At 71.4% G+C, this 25801-nt stretch carries 2 protein-coding genes (1 of these 2 only partly in view); both read right to left on the minus strand.

Annotated features, from left to right (window positions below):
• Positions 1–7129, minus strand: the 5' portion of a protein-coding gene (locus tag QJS31_RS14575; RefSeq protein ID WP_306356944.1) for a non-ribosomal peptide synthase/polyketide synthase. It extends 18926 nt beyond the left edge of the window; the window shows 7129 of its 26055 coding nt (coding positions 1–7129); its start codon is at positions 7127–7129; the stop codon falls past the left edge of the window.
• Positions 7129–25731 carry a non-ribosomal peptide synthase/polyketide synthase gene (locus QJS31_RS14580; protein ID WP_306356945.1) on the minus strand — a complete coding sequence of 6201 codons (18603 nt, stop codon included), beginning with the start codon at positions 25729–25731 and terminating at the stop codon, positions 7129–7131. The genes QJS31_RS14575 and QJS31_RS14580 overlap by 1 nt, the downstream gene beginning before the upstream one ends.
• Positions 25732–25801 lie beyond the last annotated feature (70 nt).

A 25801-nucleotide genomic window follows, 5' to 3' on the forward strand; every position in this document is an offset into this window, starting at 1 on the left:
CGTCGTCGGCGGTCAGCACGCAGACGGGTGCCGCGCTGTCGATGACATGGGCTCGGCGCTCGGCGGGGTGGTCGGGGTCCAGCGGCACGTAGCCGCCACCGGCGGCCAGCACCGCGTACATGCCGATGACCAGGTCGACCGAGCGCCGCAGGTCCAGGGCGACCAGGGTGTCCGGTCCGACGCCCTGGGCGACCAGGTGGCGCGCCAGGCGGTGGACCCGGGCGGCGAAGTCACCGTAGGTGATGCTCAGGCCCTGGTGGACGACCGCGGTGGCGAAGGGACTGCGGGCGGCGCGCGCCTCGAACGGCGACAGCAGGGTGGCGCCGTCGGGCAGCGGGTGCGCGGTGTCGTTCCACTGTTCCAGCACCAGGGCGCGTTCGGCGGTGCCGAGCAGGTCGATATCGCCGATCCGGACCCGCGGGTCGGCGATGACGGCGCGCAGCACCCGGACGAAGCGGGTGGCGAAGGACGCCGCGGTCTCGGCGTCGAAGAGTTCGTCCGCGTAGCGCAGGCTGCCGCCGAAGCCGCCGGAGCGCTCGCCCGCCACCAGGTGCAGATCGAATTTCGCGGTGGTGTCGGCGATCTCGACGGGTGTGACGGTCAGCTCGGGCAGCGAGGGCCGCGCCGTCGCGTCGTCGTCGATGACGCTGAGCATGACCTGGAACAGCGGGTGCGCGCCGGTGGACCGGTCGGTGACGAGATCGTCCACCAGGCGTTCGAACGGCAGGTCGGCGTGGGCGAAGGCGGCCAGATCGGTATCGCGCACGCGGGTCAGGAAGTCCGCGAACGGCAGCGCGGCGTCCACTCGGGTGCGCAGCACCAGGGTGTTGACGAACATGCCGACCAGATCGTCGAGTGCGCGGTCACCGCGCCCGCCGACCGGTGCGCCGACTGCCACGTCGGCGGTGTCCGCGAGCCGGGACAGGGTGGCGGCGAAGGCGGCGTGCACCACCATGAACAGGGTCGCGCCGTGGGCGCGGGCGATATCCCGGAGTCCGGACAGCACATCGCCCCCCGCCTCGAACTCGACCGCTCCCCCGGTGTTTCGTGGTTGCGCGGGTCGTGGTCGGTCGGTGGGCAGCGGCAGCTGGGCGGGCAGATCGGCGAGGGTGTCGCGCCAGAAGTCCAGTTGCGCACGGGCGAGATCGCCCGGGGCGGTGTCGGAGCCGAGCAGTTCGCGCTGCCAGAGCGTGTAGTCGGCGTACTGGACGGCGAGCGGTTCCCAGTCGGGGGCCCGGTTCGCGCGGCGCGCGGTGTAGGCGCGCACCAGATCTCGGACCAGGGGCGGCATGGACAGCGCGTCACCGGCGATGTGGTGCAGCACCACGACGAGGAGGTACTCGTCGGCGGCCGGTGCGGTGTCCTCGGTCCGGTCGACGAGCAGCAGGGCGATGCGAGACGGCGGCTCGCGGGTGACGTCGAACGGGGCGCGCACGATGGCGGCCACGGCCTCGGGCACCTCGGCGGCGGCCACCGGCACCGGGTTCAGGCTCAGCCCGACCTCGTCGGCGGCCAGCACGCTCTGGTACGGACCGGATTCGGTATCCGGGAAGCAGGTGCGCAGCGATTCGTGGCGGGCCAGCACATCCAGGACGGCCCGCTCCAGCGCCGGCACGTCCAGACGGCCGCGCAGGCGCAGCACCACGGGCAGGTTGTAGAGGCCGGACCCGCCCTGTTCGCTCTCCAGCCGGTTGAGGAACCACAGCCGCTGCTGCGCCAGCGAGAGCGGCACCCGATCGGGACGGGCGCGGCACGCGAGCGCCGGGCGCGGCGCGGTGTCGGTGAGCGCGCCGACGGCGGTGGCGAATTCGCCCACCGCGGGGGCCTCGAAGAGGAGGCGGACCGGTATCCGCGCATCCAGTTCGGCGCCGATCCGGGCGGTCACCCGGGTGGCGGTGAGCGAACTGCCGCCCAGAGCGAAGAAGTCGTCGTCCAGGCCGACGCGCTCGCGCCCCAGCACCTCCGCGAAAACGTTCGCCACCAAGCGCTGGACGGCATCGACGGGTGCGCGGAAACGCTTGGCCGCCAACACCGGAACCGGCAGGGCTCGGCGGTCGAGTTTGCCGCTCGCACCCAGCGGCAGGGCATCGAGTTCCACGATGACGGTGGGCACCATGTACGCGGGCAGGCGCCGGGTCAGGCCCGCGCGCAGCCGGTCGACATCGGGCTCGGCCCCGGGCGTGCGGACGACATAGCCCGCCAGGTAGTCGCCGGAATCGGCGCCGATCAGCCGGACAGCCGCCTGGGCGACCTCGGGTGCGGCGGCGAGCGCGGTCTCGATATCGGCGAGTTCGATACGCTGGCCGCGGAATTTGATCTGGAAGTCGCTGCGGCCCAGGTAGATCAGTTCTCCCTCGGCGGACCACCGCACCAGGTCACCGGTGCGGTACATGCGTTCGCCGCTGCCGAAGGGGTTGGCCACGAAGCGATCCGCGGTCAGATCGACCCGCCCGTGATAGCCGCGCGCCAATTGCGCACCGGCGAGATACAGCTCGCCGGGCACGCCGATCGGCGCGGGACGCAGCCGGGCGTCCAGCACGTACACCCGGGTGTTCCACTCCGGCTCGCCCATGGGCACCGGTTGGTCGCCGGGCTCGTCCACCTCGCGGTAGGTGACGGTGACAGCGGCCTCGGTGGGGCCGTACAGGTTGTGCAGTCCGGCGTCGCTCACCGCGCGGAAGGCGGCGACGGTCTCCGGGGGAAACGCCTCCCCGGCGACGAAAACCTCACGCAGCGAATCGAGTTCGTCCGGACGCGCGTGAGTGGCGAAGACCGCCAGCATGGACGGGACGAAGTCGGTGAGCGTAATGCCGTACCGGGCGATGGTTTCGGCGAGATAGCGGGCGTCGCGGTGTCCGTCGGGATCGGCGAGCACCATGGTCGCGCCCGCGCGCAGCGGCAGGAAGTATCCCCACAGCGAGACGTCGAAGGTGCTGGCGGTCTTCTGGAGGTAGCGATCGCCGGCGCGGACGCGGTACTCGGCGTGCATCCACGCCATCTGGTTGGCGATGGCGCGGTGGCTCACGGTCACGCCCTTGGGCGCCCCGGTGGAGCCGGAGGTGAACAGAACGTAGGCCGGATGGTCCGGGTGCAGGGGGGCGCGGCGTTCGGCGTCGGTGATCCGTGCGGCCGAGTGCGCCCGGGGGTCGAGGTCGTCGACGCGGTACAGCGGAGCCTCGAGACCCTCGGGAAGGTGGAAGTCGTCGGTGGTGGTGGTCAGCACCACCCGCGGGCGGGCGGTGGCGAGGAGATGGGCGACGCGGTCGGCCGGGTGGCTCGGATCGACGGGCACGTACGCGCCGCCCGCGCGCAGCACCGCGTACATGGCGACGACGAGTTCGACCGAACGCGCCATGGCGAGGACGACCAGCGATTCCGGTCCGACGCCCGCCTCGATGAGCAGCCGGGCCAGCCGGTTGGCCCGCTCGGACAGCTCGGTGTAGGTGAGTTCGGTGTCCCCGGAGATCACGGCGACGGCGGCGGGGGTGCGGCGCAGCTGGGCGTCGAAGCCGTCGTGCAGGAACTGTTCGGTGACCTTGTGCCCGGTGGCGTTCCAGCTCGAGGTGACGTAGTCGAGTTCGCCCGCGTCCAGGAGTTCGATATCGCCGATCGGACGGTCCGGATGCGCCGTGGCGGCGCTCAGCAGGCGCAGGAACTTGGCCGCGAATTCCCGCACCGTACGGCGGTCGAAAAGATCTGTGGCATAGGTGAATTCGGCGCGGTAGCCGGAGTCGCGCTCGGAGACCGTGAGATTCAGGTCGAACTTCGCGAAATCGGAGCCGACATCGACCGGTGCGGTGTCCAGACCCGGCAGCACGGGTGTGGCCGTGCCGAGATTCTGCATGAACAGCGCGACCTGGAACAGCGGGTGCCGGTTGCGGGCGCGGGCCGGATTGAGCACTTCGACCAGGCGCTCGAACGGCACGTCGCGATGGGCGAAGGCGCGCAGATCCCGCTCCCGCGCGTGTGCGACCAGATCGCCGAAGGACGATCCGGGCGCTACCCGGGTGCGCAGCACCAGGGTGTTGACGAACATGCCGACCAGATCGTCGAGCGCCCGGTCACCTCGCCCGGCGACCGGGGTGCCGATGGCGATATCGGTGGTACCCGATAGTCGGGCCAGCAGTGCGGCCAGCGCGGCGTGCAGCACCATGAACGGGGTCGCACCGCGGGCGATGGCCAGCCGGTCGATCGCCGCGCGCAGCTCGGCGTCGATGGCGAACTCCAGCGTGGCGCCCCGATAGCTGGATACGGCCGGGCGCGGCCGGTCGGCGGGCAGATCCAACTGCGCGGGCAGGTCGTCGAGTTCGGCGGTCCAGAAGGCCAACTGGCGGGCGGCGGTGGATTCGGCGTCGTTCTCGTCGCCGAGCAACTCACGCTGCCAGAGGGCGTAGTCGGCGTACTGCACGGGCAGCGGCTCCCAGCCGGGGCCGCCGCCGTCGCGGCGGGCGCCGTAGGCGAGCACCAGATCGCGCACCAGCGGGGCGAGGGAGACACCGTCGGCGGCGATGTGGTGCACCACCAGGACGAGGGCGTGGTCGGCGGGGCCGATCCGGAGCAGTTCGACGCGCACCGGCACCGCACCCGCCACGTCGAACCCCTGTCCGGCAGCGGCCCGCACCGCGTCGTGCAACCGCTCGGCGGGAATCTCGCGGGGGACGAGGTCGAACGCGAGATCGTCGCGGACGACCTGGACCGGTCCCGCGGCCGTCTGCGGGTAGTAGGTGCGCAGGATCTCGTGGCGCGCGACCAGATCGGCGACGGCGGCGCGCAGTGCCGCCGTGTCGAGTTCGCCCCGCAGGCGCAGCGCCACCACGATGTTGTCGACCGCCGCCGCATCGAAACCGTCTGCGGTGCTGGCGGATTCGGTGTGCGCGAGACGGTTGAGGAACCACATGCGCTGCTGCGCGGGCGACAGCGGCACCAGATCGGGTCGCGGTCGCGCCACCAGGGCGGGTGGAGCCGCGGCCGGAGCGGCCGTGTCGGCGAGCGCGGCCAACGCCGCCACCGTGGGACGGTCGAAGAAGTCGCGCACATCCAGGGCGATGCCCAGCGCCTCGGCGGTGCGGGCGATGGCCCGGGTGGCGATCAGCGAATTGCCGCCCAGGGCGAAGAAGTCGTCGTCCGCACCGACCTGCTCGACCCCGAGCAGATCGGCGAAGATCGCGGCCACGGTGAGTTCGGCGGCCGTCTCCGGCTCGCGGTACGCGGTGGCGCTGTCGGTGAACACCGGTTCCGGCAGGGCGCGGCGGTCCAACTTGCCGTTGGCGTTCACCGGCATGTCGTCGAGCACCGTCAGCAGCGACGGCACCATGTACTCCGGCAGCAGTTCGCGGGTCGACGCGAGCACCGCCGCGGGGTCCAGACCGGGCTCGCCGACCACATAGCCGACCAGATGGTCTCCGGTGCCGTGCCGGTGCAGGACCACCGCCGCCTGCGCCACCGCGGCGTGGCGCAGCAGGGCGGCCTCGACCTCGCCGAGTTCGACGCGCAGGCCGCGCAGCTTCACCTGGAGATCGCTGCGGCCCAGATATTCCAGTTCGACCGGACCGCCGTCCACCGAGGGTGTCCAGCGCACCAGATCTCCGGTGCGGTACATCCGATCCCCCGGCGCGCCCTCGGGATTGGCCACGAACCGCTCCGCGGTCAGGCCGGGCCGCGCCACATAGCCGCGGGCCAGCTGCACACCCGCGAGATACAGTTCGCCGACCACTCCGGTCGGCACCGGGCGCAGATCGTCGTCCAGCACCAGCAATTCGGTGTCGTCGGCGGCGGAGCCGATCGGCACCGTATCGATATCGGCGGCGGTGACCTCGTGGGCGGTGACGTCCACGGCCGCCTCGGTGGGCCCGTACAGATTGTGCAGGCAGGCGCCGCTCACATCGCGGAAGGCGGCGGCGGTAGCGGCGGGCAGCGCCTCACCGGAGGCGAAGACGGCGCGCAGCGAATCGGCCACGCCCGACTCGCCGCGGTCCAGCGCGGCCGCCGCCCCGGCAACGAAGACCGCCAGCATGGACGGGACGAAATGCGCGATGGTGACGCCGTACTCGGCGATGGCGCGCAGCAGATAGGCGGGGTCGCGGTGACCGTCGGGCGCCGCGATCACCAGCGTCGCACCGGTCTGCAACGGCCAGAAGAACTCCCATACCGACACGTCGAAGGTGAAGGGCGTCTTCTGGAGCACCACATCGCTGGCGTCGAGCCGGTAGAGCCGTTGCCGCCAGCGGAGATTGGCGACGATGGCGCGGTGCGACACCGCCACGCCCTTGGGTCGGCCGGTGGAGCCGGAGGTGAAGATGACGTACGCGGTGTTGTTTCCTACCGGCTGCGATAGGTAGGGGTCCGCGCCGGGCGCGCTGGTGTCGGGTTCGCCGTCCTCGGCGGCGCGCTCGAATTCGTCGATGCACAACACCGGCACGTCCGCGTCCAGATCGGGCCGGTCGCCGGTGGTGGTGAGCACCAGCGCGGGGGCCGCGACATCCAGCACGTAGGCGATGCGGTCGGCGGGATGCTCCGGATCGATCGGCACATACGCGCCGCCCGCCTCGAGAATGGCGTACATACCGATCAGCAGCTCGAAGGAGCGGCGGGCCGACAGACCCACCAGCACATCGGGGCCGACGCCGTAGTCCACCAGCCGCCGTGCGAGCTTGTGCACGCGCGCGGCGAATTCGCCGTAGGTGAGACTCTGGTCGCCGCAGCGCAGCGCCACCGCGTCGGGGGTGCGTTCCACCTGTTCCTCGAACAGGGTGACCAGCGTTTCGACGGGGGCGAGGTTCGGGACCAGCACCCCGGCGGCCGCGTCGACGGCGTCGGCGAGCAGGTCCTCCAGCACGGCGGCCAGCGCGCCTTCCGCGCCCTCCAGCAGGCCGGGTAGCTGACCGGAGACCACCACCTGGACCAGGGCGTCGGGTTCGAGCGCACCGCCCATGGCCTCGGCGAGCACCCCGACCTCGGCGGCCAGGGCCGCGTAGGTGACGGTGGTGTCGCCGTGCCGCAGGGCGACGCGCTCGGGTTCGAGCGCGGCCACGGTTTCGATGAGATTCGGTAGGTCCGCCGTGCCGTAGGCGCTGCGCAGCGCCGCATGACTGCCGAACCGGGTGAGGGCTACCGACTCCGCGTGTTGCATCAGACGTTTCCTTCCGTATCAATCTCAGCGCCATCGATCCCAGCGCCATCGATCCCAGCGCCATCGATCTCGGCGCTCGCGGGGCCATGCGTGGTTACGCGGGCTGCCGCCTCCAGGCCTGACGCGACCGCTGGCGGACTTGCCGAGCGAAGGACCAGACCGCGCGCATCCCCCGCGAGGGTGTGCAGGGCCTCGGTGAGGCCGCCCGCACCGAGGGCGGCCACGATGCCGGGTGCCAGTCCGGCGAGGGCGACCTGCACCACCGCCTCCGGCTTCGCCGCCGCGCCCATGGCGTGGACCACGGCGGCGATCTTGGTGTCCAGGGCGTGGTAGGTGATGCGGTGCTCGCCGTGGGCGAGCGCGATGGCATCGGGCGTGCGGGCGGCGGCGGCCGCGACGAGCTCCGGGAGCTCCGCCGGAAACTCCGCGTGCCCGACCGCCGCCGAATCGGCCATGGCGGCGGTGGTATTCGAGGCGCGGCGGGTCCGCTCCGGCGCTGCGCGGATATCGCGCTCCGCCGCAGTGCGGATATCGCGCCCCGGCGCAGGACGGATACCACGCTCCGCCGCGGTGCGGATGTCGACGGCCCGCACCGGGGTGGCGGGATCGTCGGCGATGGCCCGCAGCACCAGCAGCAGCCGGTCGGCGAGGAGCCGGACGGTGGCGGCGTCGAAGATGTCGGTGGCGTAGGCGAACCGCAACCGCAACCCGGTCACCCGGCCACGCTCGTCGTAGCGCTCCATCCCGGTGAGATGCAGGTCGAATTTGGTCTCGCCGAGTTCGGGTTCCAGCACCTCCACCTCCACACCGGGCAGGGCAACTTTGCCGGTGGGCATGTTCTGGAAGGTCAGCATCACCTGGAACAGCGGCGAGTACGAGCTGGACCGGGTGCGGCCCATGGCCTCCACCACGCGCTCGAACGGCACATCGGCATGGGCGAGCGCCGCGAGATCGCGGTCACGAACCTGCCGCAGCAGTTCGCGCACCGGCAGCGCGGCGTCCACCTCGGTGCGCAGCACGACCGTGTTGACGAACATGCCGATGAGGTCATCGAGGGCCCGTTCCCCGCGACCCGCGACCGGTGCGCCGATGGCGATGTCGCGCACCCCGGACAGCTTCGACAGCAGCACCACGAAGGCGGTGTGCACCACACCGAACAGGGTCGTGCCGTGATCGCGCGCCACGAGTGCCAGGCGGGCGGTGAGATCCGTACCGGCCTCGACCTCGAGCGCGTCGCCGCGCATCTCGCGTCGCGCCGGGCGGGGGCGATCAGTGGGCAGCGGCAATTGTTCCGGCACACCGGCCAATTCGGCGGTCCAGTAGGCCAGCTGTCGGGACAGCAGGCTGTCGGGGTCGGTGTCCGAGCCGAGCAGTTCCCGCTGCCAGGCGCTGAAGTCGCCGTACTGGATGGCCAGCGGCTCCCAGGCGGGAGCCGCGTCGTCCAGACGCGCGGTGTAGGCGAGCACCAGGTCGCGGGTCATGGGAGCGACCGAGTAGCCGTCCGCGCTGATGTGGTGCAGGACCACGACGAGCACGTGTTCGGTCGGCGCGGTCCGCCACAGGCGAGCCCGCACCGGCGCGGCCGCGGTGACATCGAAGCCCGCACCGACGAATTCGGCCAGCCGCGCGTCGAGCTCGTTGTGCGGCAATGGGATCGGCGTGAGATCGATCTCGACGTCGGCCACGGCGAGCACCTCCTGCACCGGTACACCGTCGATCTCCGGATAGCGAGTGCGCAGAATCTCGTGGCGGCCCAGCACATCCCGCACGGCGGCGGTCAGCGCTCGCCCGTCCAGCGTTCCGGTCAGCCGGATGGCGACGGGCACGTTGTAGGCCGCGGCGTTCGGCTGCAAACGGTTGAGCACCCACATCCGCTGCTGGGCGAGGGAGAGCGGCGCGGGATCGGTCCCGACGCGCCGCGTCGGCAGCGGCCGCGCCGCACCCGGCTCGGCGGTGGTCAGCCGTTCGGCGAGGCCGCCGACCGTCGGCGTCTCGAAGACCGCGGCCACCGGCACCCGCACGCCCAGGTCCTCGCCGAGGCGGGCGGCCAGCCGCGTCGCCATGAGCGAATTGCCGCCCAGGGCGAAGAAGTCGGTGTCCGCTCCGATCCGTGCGTCGGTCTCGATCACCTCCGCGAAGGCGGCGGCCACCAGTTTCTCGGAGACGGTCGCCGGGTCGCGGTGCGTCGCTTCCGGCAGCACCGGATCGGGCAGCGCGGCCCGGTCGACCTTGCCATTGGCATTGAGCGGCAGGCCGTCCAGCACGACCACGGCGGCCGGGACCATATAGCCGGGCAGCGCACCGACGAGGGCCGTCCGCAGCGCACCGGCGATCTCCTCGCGCCGCTCCGGATTCGACTGCGGCACGGCCGCATAGGCGATGAGCCGCTGTCCGGCCCCGGCCGGGCGGGCCACCGCCACGGCGGCGCTCACCCCGTCGCAGCGGCGCAGCACCGTCTCCACCTCACCGAGTTCGATGCGGTGGCCGCCGATCTTCACCTGGAAGTCGGCGCGGTCCAGGTACTCCAGTTCGCCGTCGGCGCGCCAGCGCACGATATCGCCGGTGCGGTACATGCGGCCGCCGGAGAACGGGTCGGCGACGAAGCGGTCGGCGGTGCGGGCGGGCCAGCCGTGGTAGCCGCGGGCCAGCTGATCGCCCGCGAGGTACAGCTCGCCGGGTACCCCCACCGGAACCGGCCGCAGCCGACCGTCGAGCACGTATCCGCGGCTGTTCCACGCCGGTCCGCCGATCGGCACGCGCTGCGCGGTCGCCTCGCGGACCTCGTGCGCGGTGACGGAGACCGCCGCCTCGGTCGGGCCGTACAGGTTGAACAGCCGTGCGCCGCCGGACTTCGCCAGGAACTCGGCAGCGGTGGCGGCGGGCAGGGTCTCGCCGATGGTGAGCACGGCGCGCACCGGAGCGGGCAGCGGTCCGCCCGCCAGCAGCATGGCGAGCAGCGACGGCACCGGGTGCAGCACCGTGACGCCGTGCCGTTCGATCAGCGCGCGCAGACGGTCCGGGTCGCGTTCGTCGCCGGGCGCGGTCACCACCAGGCTGCCGCCGGTGACCAGCGGCGACCAGAACTCCCACACCGACAGATCGAAGGTGGCGGGCGTCTTGAGCAGCGCCCGATCGCCGGGACCGAGGTCGAAAGTAAGCCCCAGCCAGTGCAATTGGTTGGCGATGGCCGCGTGCGAGACGGTGACGCCCTTGGGCTTGCCGGTGGAGCCGGAGGTGAAGATGACGTAGGCCGGGTTGTGCGCGCGCAGCGGGCGCACCCGCTCGTCGTCGCGGATCGGTGCGGGTGACAGCGCGGTGAGGTCGAGCGTATCGACCTCGTGCACCGGGATATCCGTGCCGAAGGGCAGCCCGTCGGCGGCCGTGGTGAGTACGCACACCGGTGCGGCGGTGTCGATGATGTGTGCGATGCGGTCGCCCGGGTGGTCGGGGTCGATCGGCACGTACGCGCCACCGGCCTTGACCACCGCGTACATGGCGACCACCAGGTCGATGCCGCGCCGCATGGCCAACGCGACGGTGCGCTCGGGTGCGACGCCGCGGGCGATGAGGTGGCGGGCCAGCCGGTTCACGCGTGCGTCGAATGCGGCGTAGTCGAGCGAGCTACCGTCGGCGTCCAACAGCGCGACCGCGCCCGGGGTACGCGCGACCTGACCGTCGACCAGCGCGGCGAGCGTGGTCGCGGGCACCGGGTGCGCGGTGTCGTTCCAGTCCCGCAGCATCCGCTGCCGCAGTTCCGGGCCGAGCAGGTCGATGTCGCCGACGGCGGTATCCGGTGCGGCCGCGATGGCCGCCAGCATCCGGATGAGCGCGTCCACCATGCGACGGGCGGTGTCCGCGGTGAACAGGTCGGTGGCGTAGCCGAGGGTCATCGCCATACCGGCGGGCTTTCCGGCCTCGTCGTAGTCGTCGACGGCGAACAGGTGCAGATCGAATTGCGCTATGTCGTTGTCGAATTCGATCTCGGATACGGTCAGGCCGGGCAGGCGCAAGGCGGCCCGCTCGTGGTTCTGGAAGGACAGGCCGACCTGGAACAGCGGATGCCGCGCGGTGGAGCGTTCCGGATTGAGCACCTCCACCAGCCGCTCGAACGGCACGTCGGCGTGGGAGAAGGCGGCGATATCGGCGGCGCGCACCCGGGTCAGCAGCTCGGTGAAGGGCGCGGCGGGGTCGATGCCGGTGCGCAGCACCAGGGTGTTGACGAACATGCCGATCACGTCGTCCAGCGCGCTGTCGCCGCGCCCGGCTATGGGGGTGCCGACGGCGATGTCGGAGCCGCCCGAGAGCCGGGCCAGCAGTGCGGCGAAGGCGGCGTGCACCACCATGAACAGGGTCGCGCCCCGTTCCCGGCCCACCGCGATGAGGCGGGCGTGCAGGTCGGCGTCCACGGTGCGGTGAATCCGCTTGCCACGCAGGCTCTGCCGAGCCGGGCGGGGATGGTCGGCGGGCAGATCCAGCTGGTCGGGCAGCCCGGCCAGGGTCTCCCGCCAGTAGGCCAGCTGCCGCGCGGCCAGCGAGCCGGTGTCGCGCTCCGAGCCGAGCAACGCGTGCTGCCACAGCGCGTAGTCGGCGTACTGGATGGTCAGCGGCGTCCAGGCCGGGGCGCGTCGGTCCAGGCGGGCCGCGTAGGCCACCATGAGATCCCGCACGAATGGCACCAGCGATGAGCCGTCGGCCGCGATATGGTGCAGCACACCGGCGAATACGTGGTCGGTGGCAGCGTGGTCGGGGGCCACGCGGTCGGGGGCCACGCGATCGGCAGCCACGCGATCGGCAGCCACGCGATCGGCAGCCACGCGATCGGCAGCCACGCGATCGGCAGCCACGCAGTCGGGGGCCACGCAGTCGGGGGCCACGACGCGGAAGAGTCGGACCCGGACCGGCACGTCGGCGGTGACGTCGAAGGCGGTGTCCGCGACTTCCCGGATCCGCCGGGGCAGTTCGGCTTCGGTGACCGTCTCGACAGCGAGGCTCGGCACGGCCCGGTCGGTGGGCAGGATCAGCTGGGCGGCCCCGTCCGCCGTCTCCGGGTAGACCGTGCGCAGCGACTCGTGCCGTTCGATCACGTCACCGAGGGCCGCCGCCAATGCCTCGACGTCGAGTTCCCCCGAAAGCCGCAGTGCCAGTGGAATGTTGTAGGCGGTGGAGGTGCGGTCGAAGCGGTTCAGGAACCACATGCGCTGCTGTGCGGGCGAGAGCGGCAGCCGTTCCGGCCGGACGCCCGCCCCCAGCACCGGCCGCGGGGCCGATGCGGCATCGGTGCCGATGCGGGCGGCCAACTCCGCCACCCGGGGGAACTCGAACAGCATCCGCACCCCGACGGTAGCGTCGAGAATGCCGCCGATGCGCGCCACCGCTTTCGCGGCCAACAGGGAGCTGCCGCCCAGGGCGAAGAAGTCGTCGTCCGCGCCCACCTGGTCCACACCCATCAGGTCCGCGAACACGCCCGCGACGATCTCCTCGGCGAAGGTGGCGGGCTTGCGGTAGGTGCGGGATTCGAAGACCGGTGCGGGCAGCGCCGCCTTGTCCAGCTTGCCGTTGACGGTCAACGGAATACGCTCCACCGCGACCAGGGCGGCGGGGATCATGTGTTCGGGCAGCCGTCGGGCGACGGCCTGCCGCAACGCGGGCACCTCGGGCTCGCCCTCGCCCGCGGGCACGACGTAGCCGACGATGCGGGCCTCGTCCACACCCTCGTCACGCCGCACCACCACCGCCGCCTCCCGGACACCGGGTTCGGCCAGCAGCGCCGCCTCGATCTCGCCCAGTTCGATGCGGAAGCCGCGCAGGTTCACCTGCTGGTCGGCACGACCGAGGTACTCGATATCGCCGGCGGCGGTCCAGCGGGCCAGGTCCCCGGAGCGGTAGGCCAGCGCGCCGGGCTCACCGTAGGGATCGGCCACGAAGCGGGCGGCGGTGAGTCCGAACCGATTCAGATAGCCGCGTGCGAGTTGCCCGCCGGAGACGTAGATCTCGCCCGGTACGCCGACCGGCACCGGCAGCAGCCGTGCATCCAGCAGGCGCATGGCCAGGCCCGGCAGGGCGCTGCCGATCACGCTGGCGCTGCCGGTATCGACCGGAATGGGCCAGTAGGAGGCGTGCACCGTGGTCTCGGTGATGCCGTACATATTCACCAACACCGGCGACTGCGGATGCCGGACGAACCACTCCCGCAACCGCTGCGGCTCCAACGCCTCACCACCGAAGATCACATACCGCAACGCGAGATCGTCATCCGCCTCCGCATCCGCGGCGATCAGCTGATAGAACGCGGTCGGCGTCTGATTGAGCACCGTCACCCGCTCCGCCGCCAACAGCTGCCGGAACTGCCGCGGCGACCGCGAGGTGAAATAGTCGACCAGCACGATGCTGCCGCCGTAGAGCAACGCACCCCACAACTCCCACACCGAGAAATCGAACGCATAGGAGTGGAACATCACCCACACATCCGACGGCCCGAAACCGTAGTGGCGGTGCGTATTGTCCAGCAGGCGAATCACATTCGCGTGCGGGATCACCACGCCCTTGGGTCGGCCGGTGGAGCCGGAGGTGTAGATGACATAGGCGGCGTTGGCGGGATCGAGCGGGGCGCGCCGGTCGGCGTCGATCACCGGGGTATCGGCGTAGCCGTCGAGATCCACCGTATCCAGATCGATCACCGGACCCCCGAACCAACCCGCGGGCAGATCCGCACCACCGCTGGTCAGCGCACACACCGGCCGCGCGTCATCCACGACATACTCGATGCGATCAGCCGGATAATTCGGATCGATGGGCAGATAACCACCACCCGCCTTCACCACCGCCAACAACGCCACCACCAACTCCACGGTGCGCGGCAACGCCACCGCCACCAGAGCCTCCGGCCCCACACCCGCGGCGATCAACCGACGCGCCAACCGATTCGAACGCACCTCCAACTCGGCGAAGGTGAGCCGCTCCGCTCCGGCCCGCACCGCCACGGCGGCCGGATCGATCGCCGCGGCGCGCGCGAAACGGTCCGCGATGGTGTCACCGGCGGCGATATCGGCTCCGGTGCAGGACCATTCGTGTAGGGCGCGCCGCTGCTCCTCGGCGCTGAGCAACTGGATGTCGCCGACCACCACGGTGCGATCGGCCGCCACCGCGGCCAGCACCTGTTCGAAGCGGCGGGCCAGTACGGCGATGCTGTCGGCATCGAAAAGGTCACGGGCGTAGGTGATCTCGACGGTCATGCCACCGGCGCGGCCGTCGGCGTCGAGCTGCTCGGTGACGGTGAACTGGAGGTCGAACTTGGCGGTGCCGGTGTCGGCGTCCTCGGCACGTACGGTCAGGCCGGGCAGTTCCAGGGTGGGCAGTGCGAAGTTCTGGAAGGTCAGGGCCACCTGGAACAGCGGATGCCGGTTGCGCGCCCGCGCCGGGGCCAACTCCTCCACCAACCGCTCGAACGGCACATCGGCGTGCGAGAGGGCCGCGATATCGGTTTCGCGCACCCGGCCGAGCAGTGCGTCGAAACTCGAGCGCGGGTCGACCTCGGTGCGCAGCACCAGGGTATTGACGAACATGCCGACCAGCCCGTCGAGCGCGCGTTCACCCCGCCCCGCCACGGGCGTGCCGATGGCGATGTCGGCGGTGCCGGACAGCCGCGCGAGCAGCACCGCCAGTGCCGCGTGCACGGTGCTGAACAGGGTCGCGTCGTGCTTGCGGGCCAGCTCGGCCACACCGCTGTGCAGATGCGAGTCGATATACGACCGATGGGTGCCGCCGCGCTCGGTGGCGACGGCCGGGCGCGGCCGGTCGGTCGGCAGGTCCAGATGTTCCGGCAGCCCCGCCAGGCGGGTGCGCCAGTAGGCGAGCTGGCGCGACAGCACCGACTCCGGATCGGCGGTGGAACCGAGCGATTCCGTCTGCCACAGGGTGTAATCCGCGTACTGGACCGGCAGCGGCAGCCAGGCCGGGGCAGCGCCCGAGCGGCGAGCGGCGTAGGCGGTCATGAGATCCGCGGCCAGTGGGCCGAGCGAGAAGCCGTCGGCGCTGATGTGGTGCAACACCAGCGCGAGCACGTGCGTTTCCGGGGCGGTGTCGAGCCGTAGCAGTGCGGCGCGCACCGGGGCCTCGCGGGTCAGGTCGAAGCCGCTCGATACGAATTCCGTGATACGCGCGGCGATGTCGGCCTCCGGCACGGTGACGATGTCGGCCTCCGGCACGGTGACGATGTCGGCCTCCGGCACGGTGACGATGTCGGCCTCCGGCACGGTGAGTGCCGGCAGCGCGCACGGTGCCGCGGGAAGAATCCGCTGCTGCGGCCCGTCCGGACCGTCCGGATAGACGGTGCGCAACGCCTCGTGCCGCTCGATCACATCGCCGAGCGCGGTCGCCAGCGATTCGACGTCGAGTGCGCCCGTGAGCCGGATGACCAGCGGAATATTGTCGGCGGCCGAAGCGGCGTCGAAGCGATTGCGGAACCACATGCGCTGCTGCGCGTACGACAGCGGCAGCCGATCGGGGCGCGGCCGGGACTCCAGCGGAATACGTTCGCCGACACCGGAATTCGCCTCCGCGTAGGCCGCGAGGTCGGCGACGCCGGGATGTTCGAAGACCGCGCGCACCGCCAGATCGGCGTCCAGCGCCGCGCCGATGCGCGCCACCGCCTGCGCGGCCAGCAGCGAACTGCCGCCCAGGGCGAAGAAGTCGTCGGCCGCGCCGACCCGCTCCAGGCCGAGCAGTTCGGCGAACACGCCCGCCACGATCTCCTCGGCGACACCGGTGGGACGCCGGTAGCCGGTGGTCTCGAACACCGGCGCGGGCAGGGCGGCGCGATCGAGTTTGCCGTTGACGGTCAACGGAATACGCTCCACCGCGACCACGGCGGCCGGAACCATGTACTCGGGCAGCCGCCGCGCCGCCGTCTCCCGCAGCCGCGCAGGATCGACCGCGTCATCGACCACCACGTAGCCGACGATGCGGGCCTCGTCCACACCCTCGTCACGCCGCACCACCACCGCCGCCTCCCGGACACCGGGTTCGGCCAGCAGCGCCGCCTCGATCTCACCGAGTTCAATGCGGAAGCCGCGCAGGTTCACCTGCTGGTCGGCACGACCGAGGTACTCCAGTTCCCCGGCGGCGGTCCAGCGGGCCAGATCCCCGGAGCGGTAGGCCAGCGCGCCGGGCTCACCGTAGGGATCGGCCACGAAGCGTGCCGCGGTGAGCGCGGGGCGGCCGAGGTAGCCGCGCGCCACTTGACCACCGGAGACGTAGATCTCGCCGGGAACGCCGATCGGCACCGGACGCAGGCGCGCATCCAGCAGGCGCATGGCCAGGCCCGGTAGCGCACCGCCGATCACGCTGGCGGACCCCGTCTCCGGTGTGATGAGCCGGTAGGAGGCGTGCACCGTGGTCTCGGTGATGCCGTACATATTCACCAACACCGGCGACTGCGGATGCCGGACGAACCACTCCCGCAACCGCTGCGGCTCCAACGCCTCACCACCGAAGATCACATACCGCAGCGACAACTCGTCATCGGCCTCCCCATCATCAGCCTCGGCTTCGGCCGCGATCAGCTGATAGAACGCGGAGGGCGTCTGATTGAGCACCGTCACCCGCTCCGCCGCCAACAGCTGCCGGAACTGCCGCGGCGACCGCGAGGTGAAATAGTCGACCAGCACGATGCTGCCGCCGTAGAGCAACGCACCCCACAACTCCCACACCGAGAAATCGAACGCGTAGGAGTGGAACATCACCCACACATCCGACGGCCCGAAACCGTAGTGGCGGTGCGTATTGTCCAGCAGGCGAATCACATTCGCGTGCGGGATCACCACGCCCTTGGGTCGGCCGGTGGAGCCGGAGGTGTAGATGACATAGGCGGCGTTGGCGGGATCGAGCGGGGCGCGCCGGTCGGCGTCGGTCACCGGGGACGCCGAGTAGCCGTCGAGATCCACCGTATCCAGATCGATCACCGGACCCCCGAACCAACCCGCGGGCAGATCCGCACCACCGCTGGTCAGCGCACACACCGGCCGCGCGTCATCCACGACATACTCGATGCGATCAGCCGGATAATTCGGATCGATGGGCAGATAACCACCACCCGCCTTCACCACCGCCAACAACGCCACCACCAACTCCACGGTGCGCGGCAACGCCACCGCCACCAGAGCCTCCGGCCCCACACCCGCGGCGATCAACCGACGCGCCAACCGATTCGAACGCACCTCCAACTCGGCATAGCTGACGGCCGAACCATCCGCCCGCACCGCCACGGCCTCCGGGTCGATCGCCGCCGCGGCGGCGAAACGGTCGGCCAGCGTGGCGGTCGTCGCCACGCCCGGTGCCGTGGTGGACCACCGGTACAACAGGCAGTGCCGCTCCCCTTCGCCGAGGAGGCGGATATCGGCGATCGGCAGCGCGGGGTAGGCGGCGACCGTCTCCAGCATCAGTTCGAAGCGCCCGGCGAGCATGTCGACGGTCGCCGCGTCGAAGAGATCGGTGGCGTAGGTGATCTCGACATCCAGTCCGTCGGCGTCCGGTTCGGCCACGGTGAGCTGGAGATCGAATCGGGCGGTTCCGGTGGTCACCGGCAGCGCAGCCACGCGCAGATCGGCCACCGCACCGGCGGGCAGACTGTGGTTCTGGAAGGTCAACGCCACCTGGAACAGCGGGTGCCGGTTCGCCACCCGGGCGGGGGCCAATTCCTCCACCAGCCGCTCGAACGGCAGGTCGGCGTGGGCGAAGGCCCGCAGGTCGGCGTCGCGCACCGCGGCCAGCAGGTCCGCGAAGGAGCGCTCCGGACGCACCTCGGTCCGCAGCACCAGGGTGTTGACGAACATGCCGACCAGATCGTCCAGGGCACGGTCACCGCGCCCGGCGACCGGTGTGCCGATCGGGATGTCGCGCTGGCCCGACAGCGTCGCCAGCAGTGCGGCGAAGGCCGCGTGCACCACCATGAACAGCGAGGCGCGCTGGCTCTCGGCGAGTCGACGCAGCCGGTCGCGCAGGTCGGCGGACACGGTGAAGCGGTGCGCGGCTCCCCGCCCCGACGGCACGGCCGGGCGCGGCCGGTCCGTGGGCAGGGCCAGTACCTCGGGCAGTCCGTCCAGTTCGACGCGCCAGAAGCGGAGCTGAGCGGCCAGGACCGATTCCGGGTCGTCGGCGGCGCCGAGCAGCTCGCGTTGCCACAGCGTGTAGTCCGCGTACTGCACGGGCAGCGGGGTCCACTCCGGTGTGGCGGCGGCACGGCGCGCGACGTACGCGGCCAGGAGATCGCGGGTCAGCGGAGCGATCGACCAGCCGTCGGCCGCGATGTGGTGCACCGCGATCACCAGCACGTGGTCCCGCTCCCCGAGCCGCAGCAGCGTCAGCCGCAGCGGCACCCGCTCGGCGACAGCGAAGGGCTCCACGGCCAGGGCGCGAATCCGGTCGTCGAGGTCGGCCGCGTCGATATCCACCGTCGCGAGGCCCACGGCCGCCGCCACCGGCAGCACCCGCTGCCGACCGATACCGTGCACCGCCGGGTAGACGGTGCGCAGCGTCTCGTGCCGCGCGACCACATCGGTCACGGCGGCCGCCAGCGCGTCCGGGTCCAGCGCGCCCGCCAGCCGCAGCGCGGCGACCAGATTGTCGGCGACGGAGGCGGAGTCGAAACGGTTCGCGAACCAGATGCGCTGCTGCGCGTAGGACAGCGGCACCGTCTCCGGCCGCTCGCGCGCCACCAGCGGGGGCCGCGGGCGCACAGCGCCGGGGGCGATGCTGTCGGCCAGGCGAGCCACCGTCGTATGCTCGAACAGCAGGCGGACGGGCACCTCCGTGTGCAAAGCCTCGGCCAGCCGCGCCGAAATACGGGTGGCGACCAGCGAATTGCCGCCGAGCGCGAAGAAGTCGTCATCGAGGCCGACCCGGCGCGCGCCAAGCACCTCGGCGAAGATCTCCGCGACCGCGCGCTGCGCGGGGGTCACCGGGGCACGGTAGGCCGCGGCGCGCACCTCCGGCTCCGGCAACGCCTTGCGGTCGAGTTTGCCGGAGGCGGTGAGCGGCAGCTCGGACAACCGCGTATACGCGGTCGGCACCATGTAGGAGGGCAGGGTCGCGCGCAGCCGTTCGCTCAGCACCTCGGCCGCCTCGGCTTCCGCGAGTTCGGTGACCACGTAGGCCGCCAGCAGTTCGCCGGCGGCGTGTCGGTGCACGGTCACCGCCGCCGCGCGCACCTCCGGCGCGGCCAGCAGGGCGGCCTCGATCTCGCCGAGCTCGATGCGCTGGCCGCGCAGCTTCACCTGGAAGTCGCCGCGGCCCAGATACTCCAGCACGCCCGCGCGCGTCCATCGCACCAGATCGCCGGTGCGATACATGCGGGATCCGCTCGGGCCGAACGGGTTCGGGACGAAGCGGTCGGCGGTGAGGTCGGCGCGGCCGTGGTAGCCGCGCGCCACCTGCACGCCGGACAGGTACAGTTCACCGGCCACCCGTGCGGGCACCGGCCGCAGGCGGGCGTCGAGCACGTAGACGTGGCCGCCGGATACCGCGCGGCCGATCGGCACCGGGCCGGATTCGGCCGGGACGACGGGGGCGTGGGTGGCGTGCACCGTGAACTCGGTCGGGCCGTACAGATTGTGCAGGGCCGCAGCGCTCACCCGGGCGAAGGCCGCGGCGGTCTCGCCATCGAATGCCTCTCCGGCCACCAGAACCGTTCGCAGCGACGCGATGTCGGCCGGAGACACCGAGCGCGCGAAGACCGCCAGCATGGCGGGAACGAACGAGGTCATGGTGACCCCGTAGAGCGCGATGGTCTCCGCCAGATAGGCGGTGTCCCGATGCCCGTCGTGGGCGGCGACCACCAGGGTCGCGCCGCGCACCAGCGGGGCGAACAGCTCCCACACCGAGACGTCGAAGGTGGCGGGGGTCTTGAACAGCACCACGTCGGTGGGGACGACGGCGTACTCCGAGGTGATCCAGGCGATCTGGTTCACCACCGAGGCGTGTTGGACCGCAACGCCTTTCGGGGTGCCGGTGGAGCCGGAGGTGAAGATGACGTAGGCCAGGTTGGCCGCCCGCAGCGGGGCCCGGCGATCGAGGTCGGTCACCGGGTCGGCGGCGAAGGTGGACAGTCCGGCGGTGTCCACGGTCACCACCGCCACGTCGGTCTCGGCCTCCCAACCGTCGTCCGAGGTGGTGAGCACGCAGATCGGTCGCGCGGTCTCCACCACCCGGCGCACCCGGGCCGCGGGCTGGTCGGGATCGACCGGCACGTACGCGCCACCCGCGGTGAGCACCGCGTAGGCCGCCAGCACGAATTCGGCCGAGCGCCGCATCCCGAGCACCACCAGGGTGTCGGGTCCGACGCCGAGTGAAACGAGGAGCCGGGCAAGCCGGTTGACCTGCGCGGACATCTCCGCGTAGGTGAGCACCCAGGGGCCGTCGATGAGGGCGACGGCGGTCGGGCTGAGCCGCGCCTGCCGTTCGAAGGCGGAGATGACCGTGTCGGCGCGAACAGGAGGTACGGCGGTGGGGGCGAATTCCGCTGCGACCGCGCCCAGCTGGAGAAGTTCGCGAACTTCGTCCGCGTCCAGGAGGGGCAGGTCGGCCACCGGGGTGCCGGGGGTGCGGGTGATGGTGTCGAGCAGGCGCAGCCAATAGCGCGCGTACTCGGCGATGGTGGCGGAATCGAACAGATCCGTGGCGAAGGTGAACTCCGCCTGGATCCCCGCCGGTGCCGGACCTTCCCCGGGACCGGCACCGGCGAAGCTTTCGGTGACCGCGATCGAAAGATCGAATTTGGTCACTCCGGTGTCCAGGGTACCCGCCGTGGCAAGCAATCCGGGCAGTTCGACACCGATACCCCCGGCGCCCGTCCAGGACAGCATCACCTGGAACAACGGATGCCGGGCTCGCGAGCGTGCCGGGTTCAGCACCTCGACCAGCTGCTCGAACGGCACATCGGCGTGCGCGAAGGCGGCAAGATCGACTTCGCGCACCCGGTCCAGCAGCGCGGAGAACGGAATTCGCCCGTCGACCGGTGTGCGCAGTGGCAGCGTATTGACGAACATGCCGATCAGTTCGTCGAGTTCGCGTTCCCCGCGACCGCCCACCGGGGTGCCGATGACGATGTCGTCGCCTCCGGACAGCCGCGCCAGCAGCACCGCGAGCGCGGCGTGCAGCAGCATGAAGGTCGAAACACCGTGTTCCTGAGCGGTTTCCGCCAGGCGCACATGCAGACCGGTAGGTACTTCCAGCAGGTAGGTGGCTCCGGCTCCGCTCGCCACCGCGGGACGCGGCCGATCCGACGGCAGGTCCAGCTGCTCCGGCGCGTCCGCCAGGGTCTCGGTCCAGAAGCGCAGCTGCCGCGCCGCGAGTGAGTGTTCGTCGGCGGGGTCACCGAGCCGTTCCCGCTGCCACAGCGTGTAATCCGCGTACTGCAACGGCAGCGGAGCCCAGCCCGGCGCGTGCCCCGCACGCCGCGCCGCGTAGGCGGTGGCCACATCGCGCGCCAGCACGGGCAGCGACAGCCCGTCGGCGGCGATGTGGTGCAGCACCACCGCCAATGCCAACTCCCGCTCGGCGATCAGGAAAAGCCGTGCGCGAAAGGGAATCTCATGCTCCAGATCGAAGCCATCGGCCGCGAAGCGACGCAATTCGGCATCCAGCTCCGCGGCGCTGATCGGCTCGACATCCGCCCCCATCGCACCCCCGGCGGCAGCCCGCGCACCCGCCACCGGGGCGACCACGTCCGTCGCGGAATCGGCCGCACCCGCCACCGAATCGACCACGGCCGTCGCGGAACCGGCCGCACCCGCCACGGGGGCGACCACGCGCGCCACCTGGTCGACCGGGGACGTCGCCGAATCGGCTCCACCCGCAACCGGGTTGTCACCCACATCCCGCACCGGATCAACCACACCGGCCACCGGATCGCCCACGCCCGGTACCAGATCGTCCGCAGCCGTGACTGAATCGGCCGCACCCGGGACCTCGACCGTGCCCGGCACAAGGGGAGCCGCGGCGGGGGTCTGGTCGGCTGGTACGTGGCCGAGCGGTTCGGCGGGGGTCGGCCGTGCGTAATCCGCGAGCGGCGCACCGCCACCGAAGAGTCCGCAGTCCATGCCGCCCGGCCAGCGGGGGTCCACGAACGGCGACACCGCGTCGGCCGACAGCACGCGCTGGCATGCGCCGTCATCGGTGCGCGGGAAGATCGTGCGCAGCACCTCGTGCCGGGCCACCACATCGGCGACCGCCGCCCGCAGCGCCGCGATATCAGCGTCGCCGCGCAGCCGCACCACGAACGGCATGTTGTAGTCCGCACCGGTGCTGTCGAGCCGGTTCAGGAACCAGATGCGCTGCTGCGCCGGGGACAGCGGCAGTACCTCCGGACGCGCACGCGGCACCGGGACCGATGCGCCGACCTCCGCGTCGGCATCCACGAAGTGCTGCTCGATCACGGCGGCCAGCGCCGCGACGGTGGTGGCGCTGAACAGCTCTCGCAGGCCGATCCGGCAGCCGAGCTCGGCGGCCAGCCGCGCCGACACCCGCGTGGCCACCAGGCTGTTGCCGCCGAGGGCGAAGAAGTCGTCGTCGCGTCCGACCCGCTCGTGGCCGAGCACCTCACCCAGTACCCGGGCCACCGTCGCCTCGACCGGGGAAGCGGGGGCGGTGTAGGCCGCGGCGGTGCGGCGCGGCGCGGGCAGTGCCTTGCGATCCAATTTGCCGGAACTGTTGAGCGGCAGGTCGTCCAGCAGCAGGTAGCTGGTCGGCACCATATAGGCGGGCAGGGCGCGCGCCGCGGCGGCCCGCAGCCGCTCCTCGCTCACCGCGCCCGGGGCCGAGGGCACCACGTACGCGACGAGCTGGTCGTCGCGCACCAGCACCACGGCGTGCGCCACCCGCTCCACCGCGGCCAACACCGTCTCGATCTCGCCGAGTTCGATGCGCAGCCCACGCAGCTTCACCTGGAAGTCGGTGCGGCCCAGGTACTCCACCTCGCCGCGGGTGTTCCAGCACACCAGATCGCCGGTGCGGTACATGAGTTCGCCGGGGGCCGCGAACGGATCGGCCACGAAGCGCTCGGCCGTCAGGCCGGGGCGCGCCACGTAGCCCCGGGCGAGCTGAACCCCCGACAGATACAGCTCACCCGGGACCCCTACGGGAACCGGTCGCAGACGTGAATCGAGCACGTACAACCGGGTGTTGAACACCGGCGCGCCGATCGGCGCGAATTCGGCGTCCCCGCCGGTCACCTCGTGGCAGGTGACCTCTACGGCGGCTTCGGTGGGGCCGTACAGGTTGTGTACGCGGGCCCCGGTCAAGGCGGCGACGCGCAGTGCCGGACTCACCGGCAGCGCCTCGCCCGAGCACCATACGTGGCGCAACGTTCGAACTGCGTTGCGTCCCCCGGACGCCGCGTGTGCGTCCGTCGTCTCCAGCGCGGTCACGAAGGCCGTCAGCATGGACGGCACGAAATGCGCCGAGGTGATGCCCTCGCGGCGAATCAGGTCCACGATGTAGTCGGGATCGGTGTGGCCGTCCGGGCGCGCCAGCACCAACCGCGCGCCCACCTGCAGCGGCCAGAAGAATTCCGGTACCGAGACGTCGAAGGTGAACGGCGTCTTCTGCAGGACGCGGTCGGAATCGGTCAGCGCCACATAGCCGGTCTGCATCCAGAGCAGCCGGTTGACGATCGAGCGGTGGCTCACCGCCACCCCCTTGGGGCGGCCGGTGGAACCCGAGGTGAAGATGACGTAGGCGGTGTTCGCGGGCCGCAGCGGCGCGAGGCGCTCGGCATCGGTCAGCGGCGCGCTCGGGTAGCCGTCGAGCTCGAGGGTGTCCACGCTGATCACGGGGGCGTCCAGGGCCGTGGGCCGGTCCGCGGTCCGGGTGAGCACGCACACCGGCCGCGCGGTATCGAGAATGTGGCCGAGGCGTTCGGCCGGATGATCCGGGTCCAGCGGTACGTACGCGCCGCCCGCCGCCTGGATCGCGTACATGGCGATCACCAGTTCGGGTGAGCGCCGCAGGTGCAGGCCCACGAGCGACTCCGGACCGACGCCGAGCGAGATCAGATGCCGGGCCAGCCGATTCACGCGTGCGTCGAGTTCGCCGTAGCTGAGCTCGCACTCCGGTGCGTCCGGGCAGCGCAGTGCCACGGCGTCGGGTGTCCGCCGCACCTGCGCGGCGAACAGGGAGACCAGCGTGGCGTCGCGGCCCACCGGGCGGCCGGTGTCGTTCCAGGTACGCAGGCTCACCGTGCGTTCCAGCTCGGTGGTCACGGGCACGGCACCGAGCGGCGTCCGCGGATCGGCCCCGAGCAGCCGCTCCAGGAACGCGACGAAACGGCCGTGGTGTCTGGCGATCTCGTCGTGCGTGTAGAGATTCGGATTGGCCTCGAGTTCCAGGTGCACCCGGTCGCTGTCGCCGTAGTAGACCTGCATGCTCAGGTCCTCCACCGGACCGCTGGTGAGCACGTGATACCGGCCGGGGGCGGCGCCGAGGGTGAGGTCGGCGTGGAACAGCATGATGTTGGCCAGCGGCCCGTACAGCGTCCGCCCGCCGGATCCGCCGTCGCGATCGGTGTCGCGGTGCATATCCTCGAGCCGATAGCGCTGGTGCCGCAGTGCGCCCGACACCTCCAGCCGCGTGGTGTGCAGCAGCTGCGCCCAGGTGGCGTCGGCGTCGAGCGGCAGCCGCAGCGGCACGATATTCGACAGCATGCCCGCCGAACGCCGCATGACCGCCGTGGTGCGGGCCGTCACCGGCATGGACAGCACGGCCTCCGAGCGGTCGGTCAGGCGTGCCAGGTAGGCGGCGAAGGCCGCCAGCAGCACCACCGCCGCCGATGAATCATGGGTGGCCGCAAGGGAATTCATGGACTCGGTCAGCCGCGGCGGCAGCGCTCGGCCGTACCGGAGGTTCCCGGCGGCGGGCGCGGCCACGCGCCGCGACAGGGTGGTGGGCTCCAGCCCGCGGATCCGCTCGCTCCAGTAGGCGCGGTCGGTCGCGAAGCGGTCGCTGTCGCGATACGACAGTTCGCCCGCCACCAGCGATTCCAGCGTTCCGGGCCGGGCCGGGCCGGGTTCGGTGCCGCGCACGCGCGCGGTGTAGCGCTCGGCCACCCGCATGGTGTTGGTGAGCGCGCCGAAACCGTCGAGCACGATGTGGTGCGCTCGCATGTACCAGAACCAGCGCCGATCGGCGACGCGCAGGACGGCTCCGGCGAACAGGCGATCGGTGAGCAGATCGACCGGCGCGGTGGCGTCGGCGCGCATCCATTCGTGGGCGGCGGCGATCGGATCGGCGGCGGCGCGCAGGTCGACGATCTGGTGTTCCACCGACAGCGAAGGGTCCACGACCTGCTGGGGCTGCCCGTCGATCTCCACGAAACGCACCAGGGCGGAACCGAATTCGCGAGCCGCACCGACCAGCACCTGGTTCAGCAGCGCGGGGTCCAGCTCGCCGGCGACGTCCACGTACTGCGCCACATTGATGGGCACCTCCGGATCGAGGAGCTGCGCGTACCAGACGCCCAGCTGCGCCGGAGCCAGCGGGAACGGCACGGGATCCGTCACCACCGGCTCGGCCCGCCGGGCCACTCCGACACCATCCAACTCCGTACCCTGCACCAGAGCCTCCTCGATATGACGAATCAACAAGCGGCAAAACGCTTTTCAGGCAGCACGAATCAGGCCCGAG

The organism is Nocardia sp. CC213A (genome assembly GCF_030766805.1).
GTDB classification, from domain to species: domain Bacteria; phylum Actinomycetota; class Actinomycetes; order Mycobacteriales; family Mycobacteriaceae; genus Nocardia; species Nocardia otitidiscaviarum.